This window comes from Amycolatopsis sp. NPDC114484 (genome assembly GCF_055633755.1).
The window spans coordinates 534,525-561,524 of sequence record NZ_JBVKDQ010000002.1; the positions used below are offsets into that span (position 1 = coordinate 534,525).

A 27,000-nucleotide genomic window follows, 5' to 3' on the forward strand; every position below is an offset into this window, starting at 1 on the left:
TTTTCCGCCGGGGGGGGCGCGGAATGACGATCGGCACGGTCGATCTCGGCGACGGCGAACTCGCTTACGAGGAGCGCGGTTCCGGCCGCCCGGTGGTGTTCCTGCACGCGGGCGCGATGACCCGCGCGATGTGGGACGTGCAGTTCATTCGGTTCGCCGAACGCTTTCGCGTGATCCGGTACGACGGACGCGGCCACGGCGGTTCCTCCAGACCGGAATCCGCGTTCTCCCACTACGAAGACACCGGAAAACTGCTCGACGCCCTCGATGTCGACCGGCCGGTCCTGGTCGGCTGTTCGTTCGGCAGCAGGGTGTTCGCCGACTTCGCGCTCGCTTATCCGGATCGCGTCGGCGCGCTGGTCCTCTCCTCCCCCCGGGCTCAGCGGGATGGAGTTCCGCGATCCCTACGTCCTGGGCCTCGAACAGGAGATGCGCTCGGCCGCCAGCCGCGAGCAGGTCGTCGGCTGCCTGCTCCGAGCGTGGGTCGACGGCCCGCACCGGAGGCCGGAGCAGGTCGATCCGGCGGTGCGGGAGGCGTGCCGTGCGATGGTGTGGGACAACATCGCGCGCGAGCACTCCGCGCCGGCGACCGCCGAGGAACTCCGCGCGGTCGACCGGGTCGCCGAGATCCAGGCCCGCACGCTCGTGATCACCGGCGACCTGGATTCCTCCGACATCCTGCGGAACGCCGAACTCCTCGACCGCGAAGCGCCCGGCACGCGCTGGATCCGCGTGCCGGATGCCGGGCACCCGGTCAACCTCGAACAACCGGGCCTGTTCGGCGATCTGCTCGACGAATTCCTGCGCGGTTAGCTCACCACCGCGCCCGTCTTCGGGTCCAGTTTCAGCGGTTTCGCCTTCGGGTGCGAGAAGTCGAACATCCCGGTCAACGGAGCCGCCATCGCGTCGAAAGACCCGCCGCCGATGCGCCCGAGATGCCAGTTGTCCTCGATGAACCGCAGCACCGAAGTCTGATCAGTCATCGTGTGGTCGACATGATTCACCTTGCTGTACGGCGAAATCACCAGCAGCGGCAGCCGCGGGCCGTATCCGCAACGGTCCGCGAACCCGCCCAGCTTCACCGGCTTCGACGTGCACACCGAAGCGTCCTGCGCCGAGTCGTGCGAGCCGTTGAGGATCTTCGGCGCGACGTGGTCGTACCAGCCGTCGGAATCGTCGTACGCCAGCACGATCGCGGTGTTCTTCCACTGCGGCGACGCCTGGATCCGGTTGATCTCCTCGGCCACGAAAGCCTGCTCGTCCAACGGATCCGAGTAGCCCGCGTGCCCGTCCTGGTATTCCGGCGCCTTCAGGAAGCTCACCGCGGGCATGGCGCCCGCGGCGAGGGCGTCGTTGAAGTCGCGGACGTCGTACTGGTGGTTCGCCTGGTCGTGCTGGCCCACCGCGTGCAGCGAGGTCGGCGGAAGGTGCTTCCGGTTCGCGGTCGACTGGTAGTACTGGAACGGTTCGTGGTGCGGGCTGTAGTCGACGGACGCCTGGCCGCCCACGTTCGGGTGCTTCGTCCCGCAGACCGCGTACCCGTTCGCCTCGCCGGTGGGCCGGAAGCCGCCCTCGAACCAGCCCCAGGTGACGCCGCGCGCGTTCAGCAGGTCGCCGACGTTGCGGCCCTGGAACGCGCCGAGGTTGTCCTTCGCGGTGTGGTTCTTGTCCGAGCAGTCGTCGAACGCCGGGTCCGGGTCGGTGATCATGGTGCCGACGCCGCGGGAATCCGGCGAGGCCGCCGTGTGCGGGTCGACCTTCGGCTCGCCGGTGACCGAATCCACCGGCTGCAGGCCGTGCGTCTGGCCGGAGACGAGGTTGATCGCGCCAGGGCTGGACGGGCCGAAAACAGTATTGAAGGAGTTGTCGTTCAGCGCGTAATGCTGGGCGTAGTTCCACATCGCGGTGACGGTGTTGCCGTCGAAGTAGTTCATCACCAGGCCGGGCTCGCCGAACAGCACCGGCTGCCCGGTGCACTTGTCCTTCTCGGTGTACTCGACGAACTTGTCCATCATGCCGCCGTTGAACGCGGCCTGTTCCTTCTTGTAGTCGTGCGCCTGGTCGCAGGTGAGCGCCTGGTCCGGGCTGAGGCGCTTCGGGTTGTAGGCGTTCGGGTTGTGCTGCAGCAGGTCCGGGGTGAGGCCGTTGACCTTCGGGGTGCCGGGCGCGGCGTGGAACGGGGTGCCGTTTTCGTTGGTGGCGTTCGGATACGTGCCGAAGTAGTGGTCGAAGGAGATGTTCTCGCCGAAGATCACCACGACGTGCTTGATCGGCGTGGACGTCGTGAACGTCTCGGCGGCGATCGCGTGCGCCGGCGCCGAGGTCGACGCCGCGCTGCTCGCGCACGCCGCGGCCAGCGCCGCGGTCGCCGCCAGCGCCGCCGCCGCGGTGGCCCGCTTCCTGGTCCGCTTCACTGCAGAACTCCTTCCGCTCAGCCCAGCACTGCCCGGCCGTAGTGGTCGGCCGGATCCGTCACGCCCGGGAACAGGTGGAAATACCCGCCCCCGAACGGCGAGACGTAGTCGGTGAGCGGCTCCCCGGCGAGCCGCTTCTGCACGGCCTCGAACTGCTGCTCGAGGTCGCGCTGGTAACAGGTGAAGACGAGGCCCATGTCGAGGTTGCCGTTGGAGTCCACGCCGCGGTCGTAGTTGACCGCGCGGCGCAGGATCCGCTGGCCCTCCGTCTGCGGGGTGCGCGGATTCGCGAGGCGGATGTGGCTGGTGAGCGGGACAACGGTGCCGATCGGGTCCTCGGCGTAGCGCGGAGCGTCCTGCTCGGCCGCGCCGTCGAGCGGCGCGCCGGTGTCGCGGCGGCGGCCGATCATGTTCTCCTGCTCCGACAGCGACACCCGGTCCCAGAACTCGACCAGCATCCGGATGAGCCGGATGACCTGGCAGCTGCCGCCGTCGTCCGTCCACACGAGACTGTCCGCTTCGGACGGTCCCGGATTCGCCGTGCCGTCCTTGAAACCGAGCAGGTTGCGCGGCGTCCCGGCCGGACGCGGCGGCGAGCTGAACCCGTCGATCTTCCAGCGCAGCTGCATTCCGCCCCGGGTCGCGCGGGCGATGTCGCGCACCGCGTGCAGCACGGTGTCCGGTTCGGCGGCGTTGAGCACGAGGCTCAGATCTCCGTGGCACCACTGCGGATCGAGCGCGTCGTCCGGGAACATCGGCATCTGCTTGAGCTTCGGCGGTTTGCGCGCGGCGAGCCCGTACCGGTCGTCGAACAGCGACGCGCCGGCGCCGACGAGCACTGACAACTGTCCTTGCGGGACTTCCGGACCGAGGACGCCGGAATCCGCGGGCGGTCCGGTGATCCCGACCGACGCGGGCGCGCCGCCGCTGGTGAGGAACCTCGCGCGGGCGGTGAGTTCTTTGAGCAGCTCGGTGAGTTCAGCGCGATTCTCCGCGACGACGTCGAACGCGGCGACGACCGAATGTCTCGCGGGTTCCGCCAGCACGGCAGCCTGCCGGGGACCGTGGAACGGCACCGCTCCCCCGGCCGCCCTCGCGCTTCCGGACAACCCGGCCAAGCCCGCACCCGCGCCGGCGGCGGCCGCCCCGCGCAGGAACGCGCGCCGCCCCAGGGTCACGAGGTCCTCCTCGGCTCCGCGATCGCGGCGACCGGAGCCAGGCGTTCGGTCAGCTCGGAGACGTCGGCGTTGATCCGCTGCCGCTGCTTCCGGTCGAGGGCGGACAACGGTTTTCCGGCGACCGCTTGGAGATCGCGATCAGTGCGAGCGATCCACGCGTCGAGGTCTTTCAAACCGGGGAACCGGGTGGTCAGCAACGGGCGCAACACATCGAGCACCGCGCGGGTGCCGGTGAGGTTCGCGCCCGCGGTCGCGAGGTTCGAGCCGCTGCCGTAGTCGGTGCGGCCGGTCAGCTCGAACTGGAGGGTGTTCTCCATGATCTCGTGCGCGCGCAGGCCGAGGTCGTTCTGGTCGATCTGGGCGTCGGCGAACGACGTGCGCAGCTTCTGGACGGCTTGGTCGAGCTGGTCGGCGACCGGGCTCAAAGCGGGCATCGGTTCGTTGTGCCACAAGCCGTTTTCGAGCCGGTGGAAGCCGGTGAAGCCCGGATCGGCGGCTCCGGAGGGCAGTCCGGCGGTGGTGCCGTTGATCGCCCCGTCCGAATCGCCGAAGGCGTCGTAGGCGGCGCCGAGCCGTTCGTAAGTGAGGTGCGCGGTGAGCCAAGCCTGTTGTGCCGCACCGCGATTCCCCGAACGGACGGCTCGCGCCAGCGCGGCGGTCTGGCCGGTGAGCGTGCCGAGGCCGTCGGCGACGTAGCCGTGGTACTGCTTGAGCGGCCCGAGCAGATCGGCGTTGGTCACCGGCACCACCGCCGGTCCCGGACGGTCCGCGCCGCCGGTGACCTGGACCGTCGGGCCGACGAACGGCGTGCCGTCTTCGGGCGCGCACCGCAGGGCGTACGCGCCGTTCGCGAAGTTCACCGGCAACGCGCGCGTCGTGCCCGGGCCGACGCCTTCCAGCTCCCCGAAGACCGTGCCGGTGGCCGGGTCGACGAGATCGATTTCCATCGTGACGGCGGCGTCGTTGCGGACCTGGAGGGTCTGCGGCCCGGCCGGCGGCGCGGTCCAGCCGTCGCCGCAGGCCGAGCGCGAAACCTGGACCGGACCGGCCTGGGCGGGCGAGCCCGAGCAACTCGCGAGCACCGCGGTCCCGGCGAGGACCGCGGCCGCGCCGAACCCGCCCGCCCAGCGCCGCACGTCAACTCCCCTCAGGTGAACTTCTGGCGGACACTTTCACCGATCCGCCGAGCGCTGACAAGAGGGTTGTGCCGTTATGCCGGGTTCCGGGCCGAAGATCAACCGATCAGCCCTTCGCGGGCGGAGTGAAGGGCTGGCGGTCCGGCTGGAACACCTGGCCGTCGGCGGGCACCTTCAGGTCGATCAGGTACGCGGCGGTCGCGTCGTCCACGCCCCGCGCGCTGCCGAGGATGCAGTGGCCGAACGCGTCGACCGACAGCAGCCGGGAGTTGCCCAGCTCCTCGGCCATCCGCCGGCCGAACCGGTACCGCGTGGCCGGGTCGTAGAAGTTGCTGACCACCAGCACCGGCGTCGCGGTGTTCGCCCGCCACGGCCCGCGGTACGGGTCGGACGTCTTCGCGGCCGGCCACACCGGGCAGGCGGCGATGTCGGAGAACACCTGGTAGCGGCCGAACGTCGGCGATTCCCGGTCCGCCTTGCCCGCGATCCCCGGCACCTGCTCCTGCTTGATCCGCATCGGCTTGTCCGCGCAGTTCACCGCGAAATACGAGTCGTCGCCGGTGTACGGGCTGTCCGGGGCGAGGTCGAGCAGACCGCCGCGGCCCGCGGAGAGGGTTCCCATCCGCGCGGACTGGGCCTGCAACGACGGGTGCAGCACCGAGTACGCCTGCTGCAAGCCCTCGGCCAGCTCGCCGAACGAGTCCGGCGAATACATCGCGCTCGACGCCGCGCCGATCAGCGTGCCCAGGTCCACCTTCTGGCCGCCGGGCAGCGTGATCGGGTCGGTGCGCACGTGCTCGCGCAGCTCGTCGAACTTCGCCCGCGGGTCGCCCGCGCTGAACGCGCACTTGTCGCCCGCCTGGGCGCAGCGCTTGAGGAAGCCGTCGAGCGCGATCTCGAAGCCCTGCGCCCGCGCGAGGTCGTAGGTGACGCCGTCGTTGGTGCGCAGTTGCGGGTCGACGTTCCCGTCGATCACGATCGCGCGCGTCTGCTTCGGGAACATCGCGGCGTAGGTGGACCCGACGAGGGTGCCGTAGGAGAACCCGGTGTAGGTCAGCTGCTTGTCGCCGACCGCGGCGCGCAGCTGGTCAAGGTCCCGCACGACGTCGCGGGTGGACATGTGGTCGAGCAGCGCGCCCGCGTTGCGGCGGCAGAACTGGCCGTAGTCGCGGTACCCGGCGAGCGTGCCGGAGATCTCCTTGCGCGACAACGGAACCGGCAGCAGCTGGCTCTGGACGTCCTGGGCGTCCTCGGCCGTGGTGAAGCAGCGCAGCGGGTTGCTGGCACCGACGCCGCGCGGATCGAACCCGACGAGGTCGAAGCGGTCCATCACCTGCGGGCGGAAGTAGCGGTCGCCCGCGATCGGCATCCGGAGGCCGGACCCGCCCGGGCCGCCCGGGTTGAGGAACAGCGACCCGATCCGCTGCCCGGGGACCTTGGCGGCGCGCTTCATCAGCGCGATGTCGATGGTGCCGAGCGACTCGTCGTCGTGGTCTATCGGCACGCGGTAGCGCGAGCAGCTGTACAGCTTCACTTGGTCGGCAGGGACGCCGCGCAGCTGTTCTTTGGTGCAGTCCTCCCACTTGACCGGCGCGGTGCGCGCGATCTCCGCGGGTTTGGCCGGTCGTGCCTGCGCCGCCTGCTCGGCCGGCGCCGCGACGGCGGTTCCGGCCAGCCCGGTCAGCGCGGTCGCGATCGCCGCGACCAGTGCTCCGGTTCGTGCTCTTCTCGATCCGCGCACGTGGAATCTCCCCTGTTTGCGCACCCGCCTGATTACGGGGCGTCACCGAGACTGGCATAATCCGGCCAAGCCGGGCACCGGCCAAAAGGAGGAAGTGCGGGTTCGGACGAGCGACAACGCGGCTCGGGGACGGTCCTCGGCGACGGGCTGGATCGGAAGGCAGTTCGCCCAGCGCCATGACTCCCGCTGAACCTGGGCGGCTCCGCGCCCCAGAAGGACAAGAGCGAACCCGGGCGGCTCCGCGCCCCAGGGGGACACGAGCCGGGAAGCGTCCAAGCGACGTGGCCCGTGCCCCTGGAGCGGTCAGCAGCGGGACAGCACGAACACCGGGAAGTCCCGCCGCGCCTCGTCCCGTTCCATTTCGTAGCCCGGCCAGAATTCGAGCAGTTCCGCCCACATCCGGTCGTACTCCGCGCCTTCCAGCTCCCGCGCCTTGACCTCGATCTCGCGACCGCTCAGCGCCACGGTCGCGCGCGGGTTCTCGCGGAGGTTGTGCGTCCACGCCGGGTTCTGCGGGCGGCCCCAGTTGGAGCCGGTGAGCACGAACTCGCTGCCGTGCGGGTAGTACAGCAAGTTCGTGCTCCTCGGCAGGCCGCTGCGCCTTCCGGTGGTGGTGAGCCGCAGCGACGGCAGGCCGGCCAGGCCGACCAGGCTGATCCGGCCGCCGAACCACCGGTGCAGCTGCCGGTCGGCCGCGACGATGACGCGCGAGGCGCCCATCAGCCGGGGCTGGGTGCCGAGCTTGCGGGCGAGCGCCGCGAGAGGGTTACGCACGCACTGATCTTGCCAAACTCACCCCGAACCGCCGCTGTGAGTCTGTCCACCATTGTTCCAGCGCGAACCCGGCGGCGTTCAGTTCCGCCTCGACGCCGTCCGGCCGGAACTTCGCCGACACCTCGGTGCGGATGTGCTCGCCCTCGGCGAACGGCACGACCAGGTCCGCGCCGGGGACGCGCACCTCCGTCCGGCTCCGGGCGCGCAGCCGCATTTCGATCCACTCGTGCCCGGCGTCCCAGTGCGCGACGTGGTCGAACTCGTCCGGGTCGAAGTCCGCGCCCAGTTCGGCGTTGATCACGCGCAGCACGTTGCGGTTGAACGCCGCGGTGACGCCTGCCGCGTCGTCGTAGGCCCGCTCCAGCGTTTCCTGGTCCTTCACCAGGTCGGTGCCGAGCAGCAGCCACTCCCCTTCGCCGAGCACGTCCCGCACCGAGCGCAGGAACTCGGCGCGTTCGCCGGGCAGGAAATTGCCGATCGTGCCGCCGAGGAAGGCGACTACCCGCGGCGCGGTGCCGGGCAGCAGCCGCAGGTGCTGGGTGAAGTCGCCGACCACCCCGCGCACCTCGAGCTTCGGGTAGTCCGCCGTGATCGCCGCGGCGGCCTCGGCGAGCGCGGATTCCGACACGTCCATCGGCACGAACGCTTCCAGCGTGCCGTGCGCGGTGAGCGCGTCGAGCAGCAGCCGGGTCTTCTCGCTCGACCCCGAACCCAGCTCGACGAGCGTGTGCGCGCCGGTGCGTTCGGCGATCTCGGCCGCCCGCTGCGCGAGCACCTCGCGCTCGCTGCGGGTCGGGTAGTACTCCGGCAGCGCGGTGATCTTCTCGAACAGCTTGCTGCCTTCGGCGTCGTAGAACCACTTGGGCGGCAACCACTTCTGGTCGGCGGTGAGCCCCTCGCGCACGTCCGCGCGCAGTTCGGCGGTCACGTCGCGGCGATGGCTCTCCAGGTCCGCTTCGGTCATCGGGCGGTGCTCCGTTCCAGGGTCAGGGGAAGGACGTCGACGCCGGCGGCGGTGACGCGCACGGCGTGGTGGTCGGGCACGGCGGTCCAGGCCGGGTCCGGATCGCACGGCTCGGACGCCAGCACCACGCCGGTTTCCGTGCGGCGCACGGACAACGCGTGCGTCCAGGCGGTGCCGACGAGCAGTTCGCCGTCGGTGAGCAGAAGGTTCAGCCGGGAGCCGGGAGCGACCGCCTCGACCTCGCGCACGAGGGCGGTCACCGCTTCGAGCGGCTCCTCCCCCGCACGCAGCCGAGCCCGCAGCAATGCCCACAGCAGCGCCGAATCCGTGGGCGCTTCGAGCGTGAACAGCTCCGTGACGTCCAGCCGCCCGGCGAGCCCGCGCATCGAACCGGGCCAGCCGCGCACCACGCCGTTGTGGCTGAACAGCCAGCGGTCCTCCAGGAACGGCGCGGCGGCCGCCTCGGTGACCGGCATTCCGGTGGTGCCGTTGCGCACCGCCGCGACGAACGCCGTGGTGCGCACCGAAGCGGCCAGCGCGGGCAGCGTCTGGTCGGTCCACAACGGCTCGCGGCGGCGGTACCGCTGCGGCGGCGCGCCCGGTTCCGGGTACCAGCCGAGGCCGAAGCCGTCGGCGTTCACCGAACCGCCGCCGCGCATGTCGAGCGGCGCGTACGACTGCACGAGCAGCGCGTGCGGCGCGGCGAACATCAGCTCCGCCGGGGACACCGGCGCGCCCAGATAGGCGAGATGACGGCACATCCGGCTAGCCCGCCTCGCCCGGGCGCGGATCGCGCGCGCACCGGAAGCCGGAGAAGATCTGCCGCCGGATCGGGTAGTCCCAGTTGCGGAACGTGCCCCGGATCGCCGCCGCGTCGGTGCCGAACGAGCCGCCGCGCAGGATCTTGTACTCCGGTCCGAAGAAGACCTCCGAGTACTCCCGGTACGGGAACGCCGCGAAGCCCGGGTAGCCGTGGAAATCCGTGCTCGTCCACTCCCAGACGTCGCCGATCAGCTGATGCACGCCCAGCGGCGACGCGCCGGCCGGATACGCGCCCGCCTCGGCCGCGCGCAGGTGGCGCTGCCCGAGGTTGGCGTGCTCGGCGGTCGGTTCCTCGTCGCCCCACGGGAATCGCCGCGACCGCCCGCTCGCCGGGTCGTGCCGGGCGGCCTTCTCCCACTCCGCCTCGGTCGGCAGCCGCTTGCCCGCCCAGCGCGCGTACGCCTCCGCCTCGTAGTACGAAACGTGCACGACCGGTTCTTTCTCCGGGACGCGCTCGTGCACGCCGAAGCGGGTGCGCCACCAGCCGTCCGGTTCGCGACGCCAGAACCGGGGCGCGGTGATGTCGTGCTCCCGCAGGTACGCCCAGCCGGGCTCGCTCCAGAACCGCCGCTGCTGGTAACCGCCGGCTTCCAGGAATTCGACGTACGCCCCGCAGGTGACCGGGGCGGTGTCGAGGACGAAGGCGGGCACGTCGATCTCGTGCGCCGGGCGTTCGTTGTCCAGCGCCCACGGTTCGGCGGTGGTGCCCATGGTGAACCGGCCGCCGGGCACGAGCACCTCGGCGGGCAGTTCGCGGGCGGGCGCGCGCGGCGGCTCCGGGGCGTGCAGCACCGGTTCGCCCTTGCGCAGCTGGTGAGTGGCCAGCATGGTCTCGTCGTGCTGCTGCTCGTGCTGGGTGACCATGCCGAACGCGAACGCGCTCTCGGTGAGCCGCCGTCCGTCCAGCGGCGCGGTTTCCAAGACGTCGAACGCCTTGTCGCGAACTTCCTTCACGTACGCGCGGGCCTCGGCCGGGCCGAGCAGCGGCAGCGCCGGACGGTCCGCGCGGGCGTGCTGGAAGGCGTCGTAGAGGTCGTCGATGTCCGGCCGCAGCGGCTCCCGGCCGCCGACGTCGCGGACCAGCCACAGCTCTTCCTGGCTGCCGATGTGCGCGAGGTCCCACACCAGCGGCGACATCAGTTTCGAATGCTGCCGCACGAGGTCCTCGTCGTCGACCGCGTCGGTGAGGGCCACGCTGCGCTCGCGCGCCCGGGTGAGGGCGGCGGCCGTGCGCGCCCGCAGGTCTTGCGGGCTCAGCTCCAGCAACGGGTTCTGTTCGGGGATGGTGCTCATCGCTCCTGACTCCTCGAGTCCGGGTGTGCCGGGCGCGTCGCCCGGCGGTGATCTCGGCCCTGCTCATCGGTCCTGGCGCGGGACTCCGGCGGCCCGGGCGCGCAGCCCGGCGGCCAGCCGGTCCACGGTGCCGTCGGGAAGCCCGGCGGACGGAAGCCCGGCGATGCCCAGCTCCACCAGTTCCCGGGCGACCGCCGCGAGTTGCGCGTCGGCCATTCCGCACCGCGCGGCGTCGGCCCACCGGCCCGCCGCCGGCGCGCACACCTCGCGCACCTTGTCCACAGTGGACTGATTCGCCAGCAGCGCGGTGACCAGCGCTACCGGCGGCAGCCATTCCCCCGGCGGCTGCCCGTCCAGGTACCTCAGCTCGAGATAGCCCTGCGGCCGCACCGGGGTGAACATCGTGGTGAGGTGGTAGTCGAGGTCCGCGACAGTCGGACGGCGCAGCACGGTGGCCGCGCCCCGGCCGCCGATCCACTCGGCGAAGGTGAGCCCCTCCGGCGCGTCCCACGGCCGTTCGCCGCGCGGGAACACCATCAGCGGCGTGTCCATCATCCGGCGGGCCCATTCGCGCGCCGGGTCCTCGCCGGGTTCGGGCGACTGGGTGCGGACCGGTTCGGTCTCCAGCACCGCGAGCCAGCGCGCCGAGGCGAATCCGGTGTCGGATCCGGCGTGCACCCGGGAATTCGCGAACAGCGCCAGCAACGGCGGGCCCATCGCGTGCGCGGCCGCCCAGCGCGCGGCGACCTCGTGGGGTTCGCCCGCGTCCACGCAGATCTGCAGGCCCGCGGTGCTGCACATCATGGTGATGCCGCCGGCCCCGATCGGGGCGAACCGGCGTTCCATGGCGGCGTAGCGGGGGGTGCGCAGAACGCGCCGGGGCGGACGGTGTTCGTCGATGCCCGCGGCGCCCAGTTCGAGGCCGTGGCGGGCGAGAAGACCGGTGAGATGAGCGAGATCGGCCTCCACAGCCGCGTGCAGCGCACGCAGCGAGGCCTGCGGCGGAGCGGAGATCTCCACCTGGCACCCGGGCTCCAGGCTCACCGGCGCACCGGCCGGGAGCGGGATCGCGGGGCTGTCGGGGCGCAGCGTCCGCGGGGTGTGCGGACCGAGCGCCGTGGCCAGGACATCGGGGTCGAGCGGGCGGACCGGATCGCCGGCGTGGTGCACGGTGAACTCCAGTTCCACCCCGAGCAGTCTCGGCGGGCCGTGCTTGAAACACACCGACGCGACGTACTGCTCCCCCTCCGCGCGGTCGGCGAGCACCCGCGCGGTCAGGTTCGCCGCACTCCCGGATCTGTCCGGAAAATCGTGCACTGCAGTCATTTGTGGCCGTCCGCATCAGGAGGTCCGCGGGCCGGACCTCGTCGCTTCGCGACGCTACACGCGGGGTCGGACAAAAACAGGGCCGCGAACTCCCCGCGGCAATCGATAAGGAACCCGTAATCTGCGTTGACCTGGGAGTTCACCGAAAAGATCAGACTGGCGCGCACTGCTCCATCCGGGGCGCCCCGCTCACGGCAGCGCGGGTTCGGTGCCCAGCCCCAGTTCGGCCGCGGCCTCCTGCACCGCGGCGACCACGAGGTGCAGCGCCGGGCGCCGGATCTCGGTGCGGCGGTAGGCGATCGACACCGTCCGCAGCAGCGGCGGGGCGAGCGCCACGACGTCGATCCCCGGCGGGCGCAGCAGCCGCAGGCCCAGATCGGACACCAGGGTGACGCCGAGCCCGGCGCCCACCATCGCCATCGCGGTCGACTGTTCCTCGACCTCGTGATTGATTTTCGGCTGGAAACCGTGCCGCTGGCAGGCAATCCGGATCGCACGGCCGAAATGGGACTTGGGGCTCGCCAGGATCCACGGGTGCTCCGCCAGCGCGTCGAGCGGGACCGTCGCCGACGGCAGCGCGCCCGCCGGGACCGCCGCGTGCAGCCGCTCCACCGCCACGACCGCGCGTTCCAGCCCGTCGCTCCACTCCATCGGGGCATCGGAGTAGTCGATGACGAACGACAGGTCCAGGGTGCCGTCCCGGACCGCGTCCGCGGTCGACTCCGGGGCCAGTTCCTTCGTCCGCACTTGGATTCCCGGGTAGTCCGCAGCCAACGCGGTGAGCGCGGTCGGGAGCAAACCGGACGCGACGGACGCCCAGACGCCCGCCGTGAGCCGCGCGGACATCGACCCCTGCGCCTCCTCCAGCGCGAGCGTCGCGCGCTCGACCGATCCCAGGATTTCCTCGGCGTGTTCGGTGAGCAGAATGCCGAGTTCGGTCAGCTGCACCCGGCGGCCGAGCCGCTCGAACAGCTTCGCGCCGACGTCGCGTTCCAGCTGCGCGAGTTGCTGCGACACCGCCGAAGCGGTGTAATGCAGCGCCGCGGCAGCCGCGGTGACCGTGCCCCTGCGGTGCAGTTCGCGGAGCATCCTCAAGCGGTGCAACGAAAGCTCCATGTACGAACCCTAAACAACTTCGTGCACATTCGGTAAATAGACGCGCCCCAGGCTCCGGCCCCACCCTCGAAAGCAGGCGGCGAACCGCGCCGCCCAGGACTGGAGGAGGTGAGTGGCTCGATGGACACGCGGATCGCCGAACCGCTGATGAAGCTCACGTGGACGGACCCGGTCACGGGTGCGCGCGGCTACCTGGTCGTGCACAGCCTGGTCTCCGGCGTCGCCACGGGCGGCACGCGAATGCGCGCCGGCTGCACGGTCGACGAGGTGGCCGACCTCGCGCGAGGCATGGCGAACAAGACGGCCGCGTTCAACCTCCCGGTCGGCGGCGCGAAGGGCGGCATCGACTTCGACCCGAAGGACCCGCGCGCGACCGGCGTGCTCACCCGCTTCTGCGAGTTCCTGCGCCCGTGGCTGGACGCCAGCTGGGTGACCGCCGAGGACCTCGGCGTGCCGCAGCACCTCATCGACGAGGTTTTCGCGACGCTGGGGCTGGAGCAGTCGTACCACGCCGCGATCCGCCGGTCGGCCGATCCGGCGCGGACGCTTCGGCGGGTTCAGGCCGGGCTCAACGCTCCGGTGCCGGGCGGGCAGTTGCTCGGGGACGTGATCGGCGGGTACGGGGTCGCGCAGGCCTGCCTTGGTGCGGCGAATACGTGGGGCTGGGGGGTTCAGGAGACGACAGTCGCGATTCAGGGGATCGGGACGATGGGCGGCGGGGCGGCTTGGTACCTGCATGAGGCGGGGATGAAGGTCGTCGCGGTCGCTGACGCCGCGGGCACGTTGTACGACCCGGAAGGGTTGGATGTGCCGGTGCTGCTCGAGTTGCGGGACCGGTTCGGGGAGGTGGACCGGGGGCGGTTGCCGGAGGGGGTTCAGACATTGCCGCGGGAGGCGGTGGTGTCGGTCGAGGCGGATGTGTTTGTGCCTGCGGCTATTTCTTATGCGTTGCGGGTGGACAACGAGAATCTCGTCAAGGCCAAGGTCGTGGTTGAGGCGGCTAATGCGGCTACTACTCCGGAGGCTGAGGCTGCGTTGTCTGCGCGGGGGGTGGCGGTGATTCCGGACTTCATCGCCAATGCCGGGGCCGCGGCTTGGGCCTGGTGGTTGTTGCTCGGGGAGGTCGGGGCGGATCCGGCTGATTCGTTCTTGCGGTTGCGGACGGAGATGCAGGCGAAGGTGGCGTTGGTGTTGGCGGAGTGGCATTTGGATCGGGTTCCGCCTCGGGTTACCGCGTTGCGGCAGGCGGAGGTGGTTCGGGAGGGTCGTGCTGCTGAGTCGCATGGGGTGGTGGGGGCGCCTGTGTTGATGATTCCTTAGGGGGTGTGCGGGGGGCTCGTCGCCTGGCGGCGACATTGCGCCTCGGTTGCTTGCGTGGGGCACCCCGAAGCTTGATTGTGATGACGGTCTGAGGGTGCTTGTCAAGGCGGGAAAGATGCCTTGACAAGCACCCTCAGACCGCATTTTGGCTTCGTATCGGGGTGCGGGGGTGGTGTGGGTGCATAGCTGGTTGGGTGCATTGGTGCGGTTTGGCGGCGGTGGGGAGGGCTAGCGCCCCAATGTGGCATTGGGGTGCATTCCGGTGGGCGGGGGCGAGCGGGACGTCCGTGAGGGGAACCCTGAGGGAATCTGATTCCCTCAGGGTGGCCCTCACGGACGGGTGGCGAATTTCTCTGTGGCGGCGATAAGCGCGTTTTCCATGGCGGGGGCTGCGGTGGTGTGGCCTGCGCCGCCTATCAGGATTAGTTCTGCGGCCGGGATTGCGCGTTCCAGCAGCCAGGGGGTGCCGACCAGGTTGCTCAGGTCCAGTACGCCTTGCACCAGGACTACCGGGATTCCGGCCAGTTTGCCTGCGTCGCGGAGGATTGCGCCGTCTTCCAGGAAGCAGCCTTGGGAGAAATAGTGCGTCACCAGGCGGGCGAAGGCCAGGCGGAAACGGGGGTCTTCGAATTTCGGGGAGGGCGGGACGCCGGGCATCATGGCGGCTTCCCAGTCGCACCAGGCTCGGGAGGCGGGCTCGTGCACGCTCGGGTCCGGGTCGGTGAGCAGGCGGTAATAGGCCGCTGCCAGGTCGCCGTCTCGGTCGTTTTCCGGTAATCCTCCACGGAATCGGGTGAAAGCCTCCGGGAACATTCCGCCCAGGCCGCCGGTCAGCAGGTTAATTTCGATCTGACGGTCGGTGGCCAGGCCCATCATGACGATTTCCGTCACTCGGTCGGGATGGCGTTCGGCGTAAGCCAGGCCCAGTACGCAGCCCCATGAGCCGCCGAAGAGTTGCCAGCGTTTGATTCCTAGTTGTTCTCGCAGCAGTTCGAAGTCGCTGATCAGGTGGCTTGCCGTATTCGCCTTCAGCGCTTCGACGGTGTCGCCCGCGTGCGGGGTGCTGCGGCCGCAGCCCCGTTGGTCCAGCAGGACGATCCGGTAGCGCGCGGGGTCGAAGAATTGCCGCATTCCTTCGCTGCAGCCGGTTCCCGGGCCGCCGTGCAGGACCGCGACGGGTTTGCCGTCGGGGTTGCCGCAGGTTTCCCAGTACACCCGGTGGCCGTCGCCCACGTCCAGCAGGCCGCTGTCGTACGGCTCGATTTCCGGATAGCGCAACGGCGTTCCCCTCAGTTCAGGGTGCGCTCCAGAGCCCGCAGCGCACCGCACAGCTCGGCCGGGCCGGCCGGCCCGATCCGGATTTCCGCGTCCGGCCCGGCCCCGACGGTGTAGCTCAGGTACCGGCCCCAGTCCGTGTCCGCGTAGTGCAATGGTTCTTCCAGCCGGACGTACCGGCCGACGTCGTCGCGCCGTCCCGCGTACAGCTCTCCGCTGCCGTGAACCGGACGCTGCACCAGGGTTAGCACGTCCGACAATACCGGGTCCAACGGAAAAGCGTCCTCGCCGCGGCGCGCGGCTTCGGTCAGGTCCGCGACGCGCACGGTGCGCACGTGCCCGCCGCCCGGGCCGACCGAGGGCAACTGCTCGACCAGCGTTTCCAGCACGCGTTCGCGGTCGATCTCCTGGACGCCGACGTGCTCGCCGTCCGACACCGCGAGCACCGCCTGCAATCCGCTCGCCGCGGCGAGCACCCCGTAGGTTCGCTCGCCGGTCGCGACCCAGCCGTAGTACTCGATCACCGGGCGCACGAGCAGCGGGAGCCAGTCGAGGAAGTCCACAGTGGCCCGGCCGCGCGAGTCCACCAGGCCCGCCAGCGCGAGCGCGTCGTCCACCCGATTGGCCGCTTCGTCGCGTTCGGTTTCCGACAGCCACGCCGGATCCGGCCGCAGCGTCACGTGCAGCCGGCCCACCTGCTCGCGTTCGGCCAGCGCCGCGAGCGCTTCGACCGGGACGTCCACTCGTCCCGCCGGATCGGCCACCGGCTACTCCTCCTCGTCGCCGAGAACCGGCAGGGCCGCCGAACCGCCCGCGCCGAAAGCGCCCTCCGGATCGGACTCGAGGAGGTAGTCCGGCCGCCAGTGCAGGCCGTCGCCCGGGCCGCCCGGTGCGGCAGGGGCACCGCCGAACGCCGCGCCCGAGCCGCGCTGGGACGGTTCGCTCACCGGGGCCGGCAGCACCGCTGCGCCTGGGCCGTTCCGGTCGTGGCTCGCCGCGGCCTGCGTGGCCGTGCTGTCCGAAGAGGTCAGGTGCACGGAGGTGCCGTCCGGGACGATCGGGCCGTATTGCCGCGGCAGCACGCGTTTCGTGTTCGCGGTGACGCCGTGGTACTGCTCCATCACCCGGACGTTGTTCTCGTTCGCGCCGTGGAAGCGGTCGATTCCGTCCTGAAAGGACACCGGCGCGGCCGACGCGGGCAGCACCGCCCGCAACGGCCCGGCCCACGGCTGCGGCCGCTCCGGCCGGGGCGGCACGTCGACGACCGCGTGCCGGGAGCTTTCGAAGCTGCCCGCCTGGGTGTCCATCGACGCGCTGGTGAGGTCGAGGGGGTCCGCCGACTCCCGGAACCCGGCCTCGACCGGTCCCGCGCCCGCCTTCGCCGCGTCCGCGGAGTCGCCGGTCCACGAGCGCGCCATCCGCTCCTGCAGGTCTTTCACGCTCTGTGCGCGCTCCAGGTAGGCCGCCGAAAGCTCCTGGACCTTCGCCGCGGCAGCCCGCAGACCGGACGTGTCACCGCCGCGGAAGTTGTCGAAGATCTGCTTGCCGTCCACCTGGTTCCCTTCGTGCGCAGCCGGGGTCGTCCGCTTACCGGCCACGGCCGAGGTCGGCGCCGGCCTGGTCCGCCGCGGCCGTCCGGTCCCGCGCGGTGCGCAGCTTGTCGAGGTATCCGGCGGCGTACCGGCGCAGCGCCTCGTTCTGATCGCGCAGCGTGCGCAGGGAATCCGCGCCGGCGGCGGCGTACTCCGCGCTCGCCGGGTCGGTGCCGGGAGCGGCGAAGACCTCGAGGATCTCGTCGATCGCGCGGCCGTCGGCGTCGATCTTGCCGAGCTGGTCCTCCCACAGGCGGATGACGGCGGTCAGCTCCGCCGCGTCCATGGCGAAACCGCCCCGCGCACGGCCCGACTCGCCGATGACCAAGGCCGCTCCCTTTCCCGGTGCTCACGTCGTGAGATGCCAGTCGTGCCGTGCAGTCGTAATGTGCACAGCGTAGTCAACCGGCCCGGTCGTGTCAGCCGGGAACCCGGCAGTGTGACGCCGCGCATGCGTTCCGCCGTCACGTCACAGTACGTACGTACGGATTGCGAGAACCCGGTCCTCGATGTCAGGATTTCAGGATGCCACGGGTCAGCCAGGATCACCTCGACGCACGCCGGCGCCAGATCCTCGACGGCTCGCGCGTGTGTTTCGCACGCTACGGCTACGAGGGTGCCACGGTTCGCCGCCTCGAAGAAGCCACCGGGCTCTCGCGCGGGGCGATCTTCCACCACTTCCGCGACAAGGAGTCGCTCTTCCTCGCCCTCGCCGAGGACGACGCGGTGCGGATGGCCGACGTCGTCGCCGAACAGGGCCTGGTCCAGGTCATGCGCGACCTGCTGGCCGGGAACAGCGAGCACCCGGCGGACTGGCTCGGCACCCGGCTCGAGGTGTCCCGGCGGCTGCGCACCGACCCGGAGTTCCGCGGCCGGTGGGCGGAGCGCTCGCAGCAGCTGACCGAGGCGACCCGCGACCGTCTCGAATGGCAGCGCAAGGCCGGCAACCTGCGCGACGACGTCGACGTCAGCGTGCTGACCGCGTTCCTCGAACTCGTCCTGGAAGGGCTCGTCTCGCACCTCGCGATGGGGCTTCCCGGCGACGACCTCGGCCCGGTGCTGGACCTGGTCGAGGAGACCGTGCGGCGGCACCGGCCAGGCGCGCGGAGTTAGCTTCCCGCGCGATCCGCCGGGTTCGTGTTCAATGTGCCCCGTGGATCTCCTCGCCGCCCACGGCAGCGCACTGGACGTGTTCGACGCAGCCGTGCACTCGGCCGGCTCCGGCGACTGGGGCCGCGGCACGCCGTGCACCGACTGGTCAGTGCGCGATCTGGTGAACCATCTGGCGGTCGAACAACTCTGGGTACCGCACCTGCTCGCCGGGGCGACGCTCGACGAGGTCGGCACCCGCTACGACGGCGACGTCCTCGGCGACGATCCCGTCCCGGTCTGGGAGAAAGCTTCCGCCGCCGCCCGCGAAGCGTGGCTCTCCCCCGGCGCGCTGCGCCGCACCGTGCACGTCTCGTTCGGACTGGTGCCCGCCGAGGACTACGGCTGGCAGATGACGCTCGACCTCGCCGTCCACGGCTGGGACCTCGCCACCGCGCTGGGCCGGCCGAATCCGGTGCCGGGCCCCTCGCCGGACGGCTGCTCGACGTGCTGCGCCCGATGCTCGACGACTGGCAGGGGCTCGGGCTGTTCGACCCGCCGGTCGCGGTGGGCCGCACCGCCGCGGCTCCTGACCGACTCGTGGCTTTGCTGGGGCGACGGCCGCGCTGAAACGCCACAGTGGACAGTGCAGGTGCCTGGCGCGACGGTGTTGTCCGCGACTCACCGGCCGAGCCGGGCACCGCGTCGCCGCTGGCTGAGCCGCCGTCCGCGCCCCGGCGAGAGGAAAAATCCGGCGCCGGGTTCGCGTCCTGTCGCGGCGCGGCCGCCCGGACCCGGTACGATTGTCGGCATCGTCGCACTACAAACCCGTTATGCCGAGGAGTGACTTCCATCCGTGCGCGCTGCGCCATCGCCCGGTGACAGTACCGGGCCGGGTCCCGTCCGACCCGGCTTCCCGCCCGCCGTCCGTTCCGCCGTCCCGGACGGTGCGCCGTGATCCACGTCCTGCTTTCCGTGCTCGGCGTGCTGCTCTTCCTTCTCCTCACGATCGGCACCGGCCTCGCCGTGGCCGCCGAGTTCTCGCTGACCGCGCTCGAGCGCAGCACCGTCGACGCGGACGTCCGCCAGGTCGGTGACAAGCGTTCGCGCACCGTGCAGAAGGCGCACCGCACGCTGAGCTTCCAGCTGTCCGGCGCGCAGGTCGCGATCACGCTCACCACGCTGATCACCGGTTTCCTGGCCGAGCCGCTCATCGGCGACCTGGTCCGCCCGCTGCTCGACGCCATGGGCCTGCCCGCTTCGGCGGCGTCCGGCGTCGCGGTGGCGGTCGCGCTGGTGCTGGCGACGTTCCTGTCGATGATCCTCGGCGAGATGGTGCCGAAGAACATCGCGATCGCCCGGCCGCTGCCGACCGCGCGCGCGGTTTCCGGCTACCACGCCCGGTTCTCCGCGCTGTTCCGCTGGCTCATCACGCTGATGAACAACAGCGCCAACTTCCTCGTCCGCAAGTTCGGCATCGAACCGCAGGAGGAGCTCCGTTCCGCGCGGTCGCCGCAGGAGCTGGGCTCGATCGTCCGCTCCAGCGCGGAAAGCGGGAAGCTCGACACCTCCACCGCGGAGCTGCTGGACCGCTCGCTGCGCTTCGGCGACCGCACCGCGGACGAGCTGATGACCCCGCGCGTGCAGGTCGAATCGCTCACCGTGGACGACACGATCGACGACCTCATCGACATCTCCCGGCGCACCGGGTTCTCGCGGTTCCCGGTGTACACCGAGGATCTCGACGACGTCCAGGGCGCGGTGCACGTCAAACAGGCGTTCGCCGTCCCCGCCGCCGATCGCGCGACCACGCGGATCCGCTCGGCGATGCGCCCGGTGCCGACAGTGCCGGAATCACTGCCCGGCGACGATCTGCTGAACCGGCTGCGCGATTCGCGCTACCAGCTCGCGATCGTGGTCGACGAGTACGGCGGCACCGCCGGGCTGGTCACGCTGGAGGACGTGGTCGAGGAGATCATCGGCGACGTCCGCGACGAGCACGACGACCGCGAGGCCCCGGCCGCGCAGCAGCTCGGCGCGGACCGCTGGCTCGTGTCCGGGCAGCTGCGCGCGGACGAGGTCCGCGACATCACCGGCTTCCGGATGCCCGAGGGCGACTACGAAACCATCGCCGGGCTGATCCTGGAGCGGCTCGGGGCCATCCCGGCCGAGGGCGACGCCGTCGAGGTCGACGGCTGGCGGCTCGCGGTCACCAGCATGGACCGGCACCGCGTCGCCGAGGTCCAGGTGCTCCCGGCCGAACGCGAGGTGACCGCGTGAGCGACTGGCTGAACATCGCACTGGTCGTGGTCCTGCTGCTGGCCAACGCGTTCTTCGTGGGCGCGGAATTCACCCTGATCTCCTCGCGCCGCGACCGGCTGGAAGCGTTGCTGGAGCAGGGAAAGACGCGCGCGCAGACCGTCATCAACGCGAGCAAGCACGTCTCCCAGATGCTCGCCGGGGCACAGCTCGGGATCACCATCTGCTCGCTGCTGCTCGGCCGGCTGGGCGAGCCCGCGGTCGCGCACCGGCTGTCCGGGTTCTTCGACCTGCTCGGGCTGCCCGACCAGCTGCTGCACCCGATCTCGTTCGCGATCGCGCTGGCGTTCATCACCATGCTGCACGTGCTGATCGGCGAGATGGTGCCGAAGAACCTCGCGATCGCCGAGCCGGAGCGGCTGGCGCTGTGGCTCGTGCCGGCGCACGTGGCGTGGGTGAAGGTGGCGAACCCGGTCATCGCGTTCCTCAACTTCGTCGCGAACTCCTTGCTGCGCCTGATGAAGGTGGAGCCGAAGGACGAGCTGGAGACCGCGTACAGCTCCGACGAACTGGCCGAGCTGCTCAGCGAATCGCGCCAGGAGGGGCTGCTCGACCAGTCCGAGCACCAGCGGCTTTCCCAGACGCTCTCGTCGGTCGCCAAGACCGTCGCGGACGTGCTGGTGCCGACCTCGGAACTCACGACGCTCCCCTGCGGGCCGACGCTCGGCGACGTCGAGCGAGCGGTGTCCACCACCGGGTTCTCGCGGTTCCCGGTGTGCACAGAGGACGGTTCGCTCACCGGCTACATCCACGTGAAGGACGTCCTCGACCTCGTCGGCCAGGACCCCGGCACGGTGGTGCCGGACGACAAGACCCGGGCGTTGACCGAACTCCGGTCGGACGCGCGGCTCGACGTCGCGCTTTCGGCCATGCGCAAGGAAGGCAGCCACCTCGCGCGGGCGCTCGACGCTTCCGGCGCGGCCGTCGGCGTGGTGGCGCTGGAGGACCTCGTCGAGGAATACGTGGGAACCGTGCGCGACGGCACCCACGTCGCGGCATGAGTGCGGTCGTCGTGCTCGCCGAGGCGGACTGGCAGGCCCGGGAGCGAGCGCACGCCGAGCGGATGCGCGCGTGGACCGGGCCGCACCAGGAGCGCCGGGCGCGGGACGAGAAACATCCCGTGCTGGACTTCCTGTTCACCTACTACTCGCACCGGCCGGGGCATCTCGAACGCTGGCAGCCGGGTCCGGGCGTGGTGCTCGCGGGCGCGTCCGCGCGGCGGTTCCTCGACCGTCCGGCCTACGTCGAGACCGACGCCGGGGTGATGCTCGACCCGGCGGCGTTCACCGGCCGCCGGGCGCGCACCGCCGAGTTCGTGCTGAAGCTGCTGTCGGCCACGGCGTCCCGGTCGCCGCGGCTGAGCTGCTTCGGGCTGCACGAATGGGCCATGGTCTACCGCGAGCCCGCGGACTCGGTGCGGCACGCCCAGGTGCCGCTGCGGCTCGGGTCGGCCGGGACCGACGAGGTCGTGGAATCGATGGACATCCGGTGCGGGCACTACGACGCGTTCCGGTTCTTCACCGGCCCGGCGCGGCCCCGCAACACGCTCGCGCCGACGCGGGAATCGCAGGTCGCGCTGGAGCAGCCGGGCTGTCTGCACGCCAACATGGACTTGTTCAAATGGGCTTACAAGCTCGATCCGTTCGTGCCCGCCGAACTGGTCGGCGACTGTTTCGCGCTCGCCGCGGACGTCCGTGAACTGGACATGCGGGCCAGCCCGTACGATCTAGCGGACTACGGCTACCGGCCGGTGCCGATCGAGACCGCCGAAGGGCGGGCCTCCTACGCCCGCGCCCAGGCCGGATTCGCCGAGCGGGCCGCGCCGCTGCGGGCCCGCCTGATCGGCCTCTGCCGCGACCTGCTCGCCGACCCGGCGAAGCCGCCGGAACCCGTGCCGGAGCCGCCCGGCTGCTGAGCTGACGACTCTGCGTAACAGTATTCACCGCAGGTCGCTGGCCTGATAGAGTGATAACGGTTTGGTTGCATGACAGAGCGTGTTGTGCACATCACGAAAGGACAACGATGGGGCGTCACAACCTGCCCGAGGAGCCGGTGCCGCACCCCCTCGATCCGCCGAAGCGGCCCGTCGGCCGCGGTGAGACGACCGGATCGCACCGGATCGTCGCCAAGAAGGCTCCCCGCAGGCGGATCGCGAAGTGGCCTCTCGTGGCACTCGGGCTCGTGGTGCTGGCGACGCTCGGCGTCGTCGGCTGGAACTGGGCCGACAGCGTGCTCAACAACCGCGCCGAGGCGCAGGCCGCCAGCTGCAACGGCGGCCGCACCGACATCCGGATCGTGGTGACCCCGCAGATCGCCAAGCCGGTCGAGACCGCGGCGGCGCGCTGGAACCAGGACCTCACCCAGGTGCACGGCAGCTGCGTGCACGTGGCCGTGCAGAGCAAGCCCGCCTCCGACGTGCTCAACGCGCTCACCGGCAAGTCCTCGCTCGACTCCATCGGCGGCCTGCCCGACGGCTGGATCCCCGAATCGTCGTACTGGGTCTCCCAGCTGCAGAAGGCGAAGCCGGACGTCATCGGCTCCCCGGCGATGCCGATCGGCTCCGGCCCGCCCGCGGACTACCCGTTCGTCGGCCTGTCCGGCGCGTCGATCGACGAGGTCCAGCAGCGCGGCACGCAGAGCTTCCGCACGTTCCTCAAGGAACCGGCGCAGCTGGCCGACTTCGCGGCGGCGGGCATTCGCGCCTCCTGATCTCTCGTACTCAGCACCGCCTCAGTCCCGGTCGGGGCTGGGGCGGTGCTGTGTTTTCGGTCCCTGGCTGGGATGACGGCCAGGCACCGCGTTCGGCGGTGCGGCAGAAGAGCGATCTCCGGTCACGAGTCGAGTTCGGCCACGGCCAGCAGATCGTCCTCGGCGAGTTCGAAGTCGAACAGCGCCGCGTTCTCGCGGATCCTCGAGGGCGTCGCGGATTTCGGGATCGCGATGATCCCCAGCTGCAGATGCCAGCGCAGCACGAGCTGAGCGGGCGTCTTTCCGTACTTCGCGGCCAGCGACGTGATCACCCGGTCGTTCAGGTGCCTGCCGCGGGCCAGCGGGCTCCACGCTTCGGTCGCGATGCCGTGCTCGGCGTGGAACGCGCGCAGCGGGGCCCGCTGCTGCCACGGGTGCAGTTCGACCTGGTTGACCACCGGCACGACGTCGGTCTCGTCGAGCAGCCGCCGCAGGTGGTCGATGCCGAAGTTCGACACGCCGATCGCCCGGACGCGGCCCTCGTTGAGCAGCAGTTCCAGCGCGCGCCAGGTCTCGACGTAGCGGTCCAGTTCCGGTTCCGGCCAATGGATCAGGTACAGGTCGACCGGGCCGACCCCGAGTGCCTCGGCGCTGCGGTCGAACGCGCGCAGCGTGTTGTCGTAGCCGTGGTCGGTGTTCCAGACCTTCGTGGTGACGAAGACGTCCTCGCGCGGCAGCCCGGATTCCCGGACCGCGGTGCCGACCTCGGCCTCGTTGCCGTACATCGCGGCGGTGTCGATGCTGCGGTAGCCGGCTTCGAACGCGGTCGCGACGACCTTCGCGACCTGGTCGGGCCGGACCCGGTACATGCCGAGTCCGAGCTGCGGGACGGTGACGGAGTTGTTCAGCGTGAGCAGGGGCGGCACAGCCATGCGGCGATCCTCACTGCGGTGTCTGCGGTGTCCTGGGGAACTGGGTCTCCTGAAGAACACCGCAGATCTTGCCATTCCCCGGCCGCCGCCGCTTTCAGACCCCGCTGTGCGCGCCCGAGCGCACCGCCTCCGTCACTCGTGCCGCCCGCTCGGCCACCGCGTCCGCACCGACTGCGAAACCGTTTCGCGACTCGACCGCGACGGCCGCCGTCCTCGCTGAGGAACCTGCCATTTCCGCTGCCGCGGAGACGTCCACCAGGGCCGCGGGGTCCACAGTGGACAGAAGCCGTTCCGCCACTCGGACCACCTCCCCCGCGGCGGCAACCACATCCGCGGCGGGCTGGGCGCGGTCCGGCACGTCGTGGGTGACGGCGTGGGCGTCGATCTCGGCCAGCCGCAACGCATGCCGGGTGAGGTGATCCGCTTCGGCGTCGCCGCCGGCGGCCCGGCTCAGCAATGCCGCGGCTTGCGCGAGGGCGAGGGCCGCGACGGTCGCCCCGGCCGGAGCCGGGATCGCGGGCCGGGCGAGGGTGTTCAGGAAGTCGCTCACGATCTGGTCCCGCACGGCGGGTCTCCTTCCACTCAGCGCCGGATGCGCTCCATCGCGGGGTCGACCAGCGGTTCCGCGGCGACTGTCGCGGGGACTCGGCGGCCGAAGTACCCGATCTCCACTGCGTTGCCGATCTCCACCGAGCCCGGCAGCCAGGCGTACGCGATGGGACGGCCGATTGTGTAGCCGTAGGCCGCGCTCGTGACGTAACCCGCCGGGGCGCCGTCCACGAACACCGGTTCCTTGCCCAGTACGACAGTCCGGCCGTCGTCCACCGTGAGACAGCGCAGCCGCCGCGCCGAAGTCTCTTCGCTGCGGCCGTCGATGGCTGACCGGCCGGTGAACTCGCCCTTCGCCGGGCGCACCGCGAACCCGACCCCGGCTTCGTACGGGTCGTGTTCGGTGGTCATGTCGGTGCCCCACAGCCGGTAGCCCTTCTCCAGCCGGAGGCTGTTGAACGCGCCGCGCCCGGCCGCGATGACGCCCAGGGGCTGCCCGGCGCGCCACAGCGCGTCCCACAGGCGCTGGCCGTTGTCCGCGGAGGTGTAGATCTCCCAGCCGAGTTCGCCCACATAGGACAGCCGCAGGACGGTCACCGGCACCCCGGCGATCCGGGCCCGGCGGCCGCGGAAGTACTTGAGCCCGGTGTGCGAAAGGTCTTCCGCCGACAGCGGTTGCACGAGGTCGCGGGCGAGCGGGCCCCACACGCCGACGCAGCAGGTGCCGCCGGTGGTGTCCTCGACCCGGACGCCTTCGGGGGCGCGGCCGCGCAGGTACGCGACGTCGATGTTGCCGTTGATGCCGACCTGGAACAGCTCCGGTTCCAGCCGTGCCACCGTGATGTCGCTGCGGACTCCCCCGGCGTCGTCGAGCATCAGCGTGTACGTCACCGAGCCGACCGACTTCGCCAGCTGGTTCGTCGTGAGCCCCTGCAGGAACTCCAGGGAACCCGGGCCACTCACCTCGACGCGTTTGAGCGGGGTCATGTCGTACATAGCGACGCGGTTCCGGGTGTGCCAGGCCTCGGCCGCCACGATCGGCGAGTGGAACTGCCCGGCCCAGGCGTCGCGAGCGGGCGGGAGGAAGTCGTGCGGCAGGTCTTTCAGCAGCGACGCGTTGGCCTCGAACCAGTGCGGCCGTTCCCAGCCGCCCGCCTCCAGGAACACCGCGCCCAGCTCGCGCTGGCGGGCGTGGAACGGGCTCACCCGCAGGTCTCGTGGCGAAAGCCTGGGCTGCAGCGGGTGCAGCACGTCGTAGATCTCCACGAAGTTCTGCTGGGCGGTTTCCCGGATGTATTCCGGGGCCAGCTGGACGTCCTCGAACCGGTGCACGTCCAGTTCGTGCAGATCGGTCTCGGCGCGACCGTCCACAATAGACTCCGCGACCGCCTTCGCGATGCCCGCGGAATGCGTGACCCAGATGGCCTCGGCGATCCAGAATCCGCGCACGTCCGAGGATTCGCCGACCAGCGAGCCGCCGTCCGGGGTGAAAGAGAAGATGCCGTTGAAGCCCTCCTCCGCCTTCGTCTGCCCGAGCGCGGGCAGCAGGAGCTTGCTTTCCTCCCACGACGGCGCGAAATCGTCCTCGGTGAACGGCAGCATCGACGGCATCGCGGACGCCGTGCCGTCGATGCCGGGTTCGGCGAATTTGTCCACCGGCATCGGGCGGTGCGCGTACGAGCCGATGCCGAGCCGGTCGCCGTGCTGGCGGAAGTAGAGGTCCTGGTCCTGGTGGCGCAGGATCGGCAGCGCCGGGCGCACCGGGTCGGCTCCGGCCAGTTCGGCGAGCTGGCCGGTCTTCGCGTACTGGTGCGCCAGCGGCAGCAGCGGCACGGTCATGCCGACCATCTCGCCGATCTCGCGGCCCCAGAATCCGGCGCAGGACACCACGATGTCGGCCGGGATCACGCCGTCGGCAGTCTCGACACCGGTGACGTGGCCGTGCGCCTGCTGGACGCCGGTCACCCGGGTCGAGCCGACGAACCGCGCGCCCCGCGACTCAGCCCGTTTCGCCAGCTCGGCCACCGCGCGCGAGGCGACGGCGAGCCCGTCGGTCGGGACGTACAGCGCTCCGTAGATCTGGTCCTGATCGAGCATCGGCCAGCGGCGGACGCATTCGTCCGGGTCGATCAGCCGCGCCTCGACGCCCCACGACGTCGCCCAGCCGTGCTTGCGTTTCAGGTCCTCCCAGCGCGCCGCGGTGCTGGCCGCCTCCATGCCGCCGACCTGCTCGAAACAGCCGAGGTCGAGCAGTTTCGCGACGGTGTAGCCGGCGAACTCGGTCATCGCCTTCGACGGGTTGGTCTGGAACACCAGCCCCGGCGCGTGCGAGGTCGAACCGCCGGTCAGCGGCAGCGGGCCCTGGTCGAGCACGGTGACGTCGGTCCAGCCGCGCAGGGTCAGCTCGTCGGCGAGGTTCGCGCCCACGATTCCGGCGCCGATGATCACGACACGGGTCATGAGAACTCCCTG

The 27,000-nt window shown here is 70.9% G+C and carries 25 protein-coding genes and 1 pseudogene; 9 read left to right on the forward strand and 17 right to left on the reverse strand.

Annotation, left to right across the window (positions count from 1 at the left end; genetic code table 11):
* Positions 1-128 precede the first annotated feature (128 nt).
* Both ACZ7SW_RS08485 and ACZ7SW_RS08490 read left to right on the forward strand, forming a co-directional pair.
* Positions 129-314 (forward strand): annotated as a pseudogene (locus tag ACZ7SW_RS08485) (alpha/beta fold hydrolase); the annotation flags it as partial.
* 73 nt (positions 315-387) lie between these two features.
* Positions 388-813, forward strand: a complete 426-nt coding sequence (locus ACZ7SW_RS08490) for an alpha/beta fold hydrolase (protein ID WP_470229734.1) — start codon at positions 388-390, stop codon at positions 811-813.
* Here ACZ7SW_RS08490 and ACZ7SW_RS08495 read toward each other — a convergent pair.
* From ACZ7SW_RS08495 to ACZ7SW_RS08540, 10 genes are all read right to left on the reverse strand, one after another.
* Positions 810-2,414, reverse strand: coding sequence for a phospholipase C (locus ACZ7SW_RS08495; RefSeq protein ID WP_470229735.1), 1,605 nt, complete (start codon positions 2,412-2,414; stop codon positions 810-812). The two genes, ACZ7SW_RS08490 and ACZ7SW_RS08495, sit on opposite strands and share 4 nt — an antisense overlap.
* Before the next feature lie 17 nt (positions 2,415-2,431).
* On the reverse strand, positions 2,432-3,592 hold the full coding sequence (locus ACZ7SW_RS08500) for a Dyp-type peroxidase (RefSeq protein WP_470229736.1): 1,161 nt from the start codon (positions 3,590-3,592) through the stop codon (positions 2,432-2,434).
* Positions 3,589-4,728 carry an EfeM/EfeO family lipoprotein gene (locus ACZ7SW_RS08505; protein WP_470229737.1) on the reverse strand — a complete coding sequence of 380 codons (1,140 nt, stop codon included), beginning with the start codon at positions 4,726-4,728 and terminating at the stop codon, positions 3,589-3,591. The genes ACZ7SW_RS08500 and ACZ7SW_RS08505 overlap by 4 nt, the downstream gene beginning before the upstream one ends.
* 106 nt (positions 4,729-4,834) lie before the next feature.
* Complete coding sequence (locus ACZ7SW_RS08510) at positions 4,835-6,469, reverse strand: alpha/beta hydrolase (RefSeq protein WP_470229738.1); 1,635 nt, start codon at positions 6,467-6,469, stop codon at positions 4,835-4,837.
* A gap of 303 nt (positions 6,470-6,772) precedes the next feature.
* A complete protein-coding gene (locus ACZ7SW_RS08515) occupies positions 6,773-7,243 on the reverse strand; it encodes a nitroreductase family deazaflavin-dependent oxidoreductase (RefSeq protein WP_470229739.1) in 471 nt (156 codons plus the stop codon).
* Positions 7,236-8,207 carry an L-histidine N(alpha)-methyltransferase gene (gene egtD / locus ACZ7SW_RS08520; protein ID WP_470229740.1) on the reverse strand — a complete coding sequence of 324 codons (972 nt, stop codon included), beginning with the start codon at positions 8,205-8,207 and terminating at the stop codon, positions 7,236-7,238. Before egtD ends, ACZ7SW_RS08515 begins: the two co-directional genes overlap by 8 nt.
* On the reverse strand, positions 8,204-8,968 hold the full coding sequence (gene egtC, locus ACZ7SW_RS08525; protein WP_470229741.1) for an ergothioneine biosynthesis protein EgtC: 765 nt from the start codon (positions 8,966-8,968) through the stop codon (positions 8,204-8,206). Before egtC ends, egtD begins: the two co-directional genes overlap by 4 nt.
* 4 nt (positions 8,969-8,972) lie before the next feature.
* Positions 8,973-10,322 carry an ergothioneine biosynthesis protein EgtB gene (gene egtB / locus ACZ7SW_RS08530; RefSeq protein ID WP_470229742.1) on the reverse strand — a complete coding sequence of 450 codons (1,350 nt, stop codon included), beginning with the start codon at positions 10,320-10,322 and terminating at the stop codon, positions 8,973-8,975.
* A 63-nt stretch (positions 10,323-10,385) separates the two neighbouring features.
* Positions 10,386-11,648 carry a glutamate-cysteine ligase family protein gene (locus ACZ7SW_RS08535; protein ID WP_470229743.1) on the reverse strand — a complete coding sequence of 421 codons (1,263 nt, stop codon included), beginning with the start codon at positions 11,646-11,648 and terminating at the stop codon, positions 10,386-10,388.
* 189 nt (positions 11,649-11,837) lie between these two features.
* Entirely contained in the window at positions 11,838-12,764 is a 927-nt protein-coding gene (locus ACZ7SW_RS08540; RefSeq protein ID WP_470229744.1) for a LysR family transcriptional regulator, read from the reverse strand.
* Positions 12,765-12,884: 120 nt separating this feature from the next.
* Here ACZ7SW_RS08540 and ACZ7SW_RS08545 point away from each other — a divergent pair, with 120 nt between their 5' ends.
* A complete protein-coding gene (locus ACZ7SW_RS08545; protein ID WP_470229745.1) occupies positions 12,885-14,084 on the forward strand; it encodes a Glu/Leu/Phe/Val dehydrogenase dimerization domain-containing protein in 1,200 nt (399 codons plus the stop codon).
* Between the two features lie 330 nt (positions 14,085-14,414).
* Here ACZ7SW_RS08545 and pip read toward each other — a convergent pair whose 3' ends face one another.
* Genes pip through ACZ7SW_RS08565 form a run of 4 tightly spaced genes read right to left on the reverse strand, consistent with a single transcriptional unit; the run spans position 14,415 to position 17,279 of the window.
* Positions 14,415-15,362 (reverse strand): prolyl aminopeptidase, encoded by a 948-nt coding sequence (pip, locus tag ACZ7SW_RS08550; protein WP_470229746.1) that lies wholly within the window; start codon positions 15,360-15,362, stop codon positions 14,415-14,417.
* Positions 15,363-15,373: 11 nt separating this feature from the next.
* The gene (locus ACZ7SW_RS08555) at positions 15,374-16,102 is read right to left on the reverse strand and encodes an ESX secretion-associated protein EspG (RefSeq protein ID WP_470229932.1); all 729 of its coding nucleotides are present in this window, start codon (positions 16,100-16,102) and stop codon (positions 15,374-15,376) included.
* Positions 16,103-16,126: 24 nt separating this feature from the next.
* A complete protein-coding gene (locus ACZ7SW_RS08560) occupies positions 16,127-16,912 on the reverse strand; it encodes a WXG100 family type VII secretion target (RefSeq protein WP_470229747.1) in 786 nt (261 codons plus the stop codon).
* Positions 16,913-16,946: 34 nt separating this feature from the next.
* Positions 16,947-17,279: a hypothetical protein gene (locus ACZ7SW_RS08565; RefSeq protein ID WP_470229748.1), complete on the reverse strand. Its 333-nt coding sequence runs from the start codon at positions 17,277-17,279 to the stop codon at positions 16,947-16,949.
* A 197-nt stretch (positions 17,280-17,476) separates the two neighbouring features.
* Here ACZ7SW_RS08565 and ACZ7SW_RS08570 point away from each other — a divergent pair, with 197 nt between their 5' ends.
* The 6 genes from ACZ7SW_RS08570 to ACZ7SW_RS08595 all read left to right on the forward strand — a co-directional run bounded on the left by ACZ7SW_RS08570 (position 17,477) and on the right by ACZ7SW_RS08595 (position 23,068).
* Entirely contained in the window at positions 17,477-18,064 is a 588-nt protein-coding gene (locus ACZ7SW_RS08570) for a TetR/AcrR family transcriptional regulator (protein ID WP_037814298.1), read from the forward strand.
* 40 nt (positions 18,065-18,104) lie between these two features.
* Positions 18,105-18,887 carry a TIGR03086 family metal-binding protein gene (locus tag ACZ7SW_RS08575; RefSeq protein WP_470229749.1) on the forward strand — a complete coding sequence of 261 codons (783 nt, stop codon included), beginning with the start codon at positions 18,105-18,107 and terminating at the stop codon, positions 18,885-18,887.
* A gap of 110 nt (positions 18,888-18,997) precedes the next feature.
* Complete coding sequence (locus ACZ7SW_RS08580) at positions 18,998-20,320, forward strand: hemolysin family protein (RefSeq protein ID WP_470229933.1); 1,323 nt, start codon at positions 18,998-19,000, stop codon at positions 20,318-20,320.
* Positions 20,317-21,360 carry a hemolysin family protein gene (locus ACZ7SW_RS08585; RefSeq protein ID WP_470229750.1) on the forward strand — a complete coding sequence of 348 codons (1,044 nt, stop codon included), beginning with the start codon at positions 20,317-20,319 and terminating at the stop codon, positions 21,358-21,360. The genes ACZ7SW_RS08580 and ACZ7SW_RS08585 overlap by 4 nt, the downstream gene beginning before the upstream one ends.
* Positions 21,357-22,274: a 3-methyladenine DNA glycosylase gene (locus tag ACZ7SW_RS08590; RefSeq protein ID WP_470229751.1), complete on the forward strand. Its 918-nt coding sequence runs from the start codon at positions 21,357-21,359 to the stop codon at positions 22,272-22,274. The genes ACZ7SW_RS08585 and ACZ7SW_RS08590 overlap by 4 nt, the downstream gene beginning before the upstream one ends.
* Positions 22,275-22,381: 107 nt before the next feature.
* Complete coding sequence (locus tag ACZ7SW_RS08595) at positions 22,382-23,068, forward strand: hypothetical protein (protein ID WP_470229752.1); 687 nt, start codon at positions 22,382-22,384, stop codon at positions 23,066-23,068.
* 122 nt (positions 23,069-23,190) lie between these two features.
* Here ACZ7SW_RS08595 and ACZ7SW_RS08600 read toward each other — a convergent pair whose 3' ends face one another.
* The 3 genes from ACZ7SW_RS08600 to ACZ7SW_RS08610 form a co-directional block, all read right to left on the reverse strand.
* Entirely contained in the window at positions 23,191-23,979 is a 789-nt protein-coding gene (locus ACZ7SW_RS08600) for an aldo/keto reductase (RefSeq protein ID WP_470229753.1), read from the reverse strand.
* Between the two features lie 94 nt (positions 23,980-24,073).
* Positions 24,074-24,544, reverse strand: a complete 471-nt coding sequence (locus ACZ7SW_RS08605) for a hypothetical protein (protein WP_470229754.1) — start codon at positions 24,542-24,544, stop codon at positions 24,074-24,076.
* Positions 24,545-24,561: 17 nt separating this feature from the next.
* Positions 24,562-26,988 carry a GcvT family protein gene (locus ACZ7SW_RS08610; protein ID WP_470229755.1) on the reverse strand — a complete coding sequence of 809 codons (2,427 nt, stop codon included), beginning with the start codon at positions 26,986-26,988 and terminating at the stop codon, positions 24,562-24,564.
* Between the last annotated feature and the right edge of the window lie 12 nt (positions 26,989-27,000).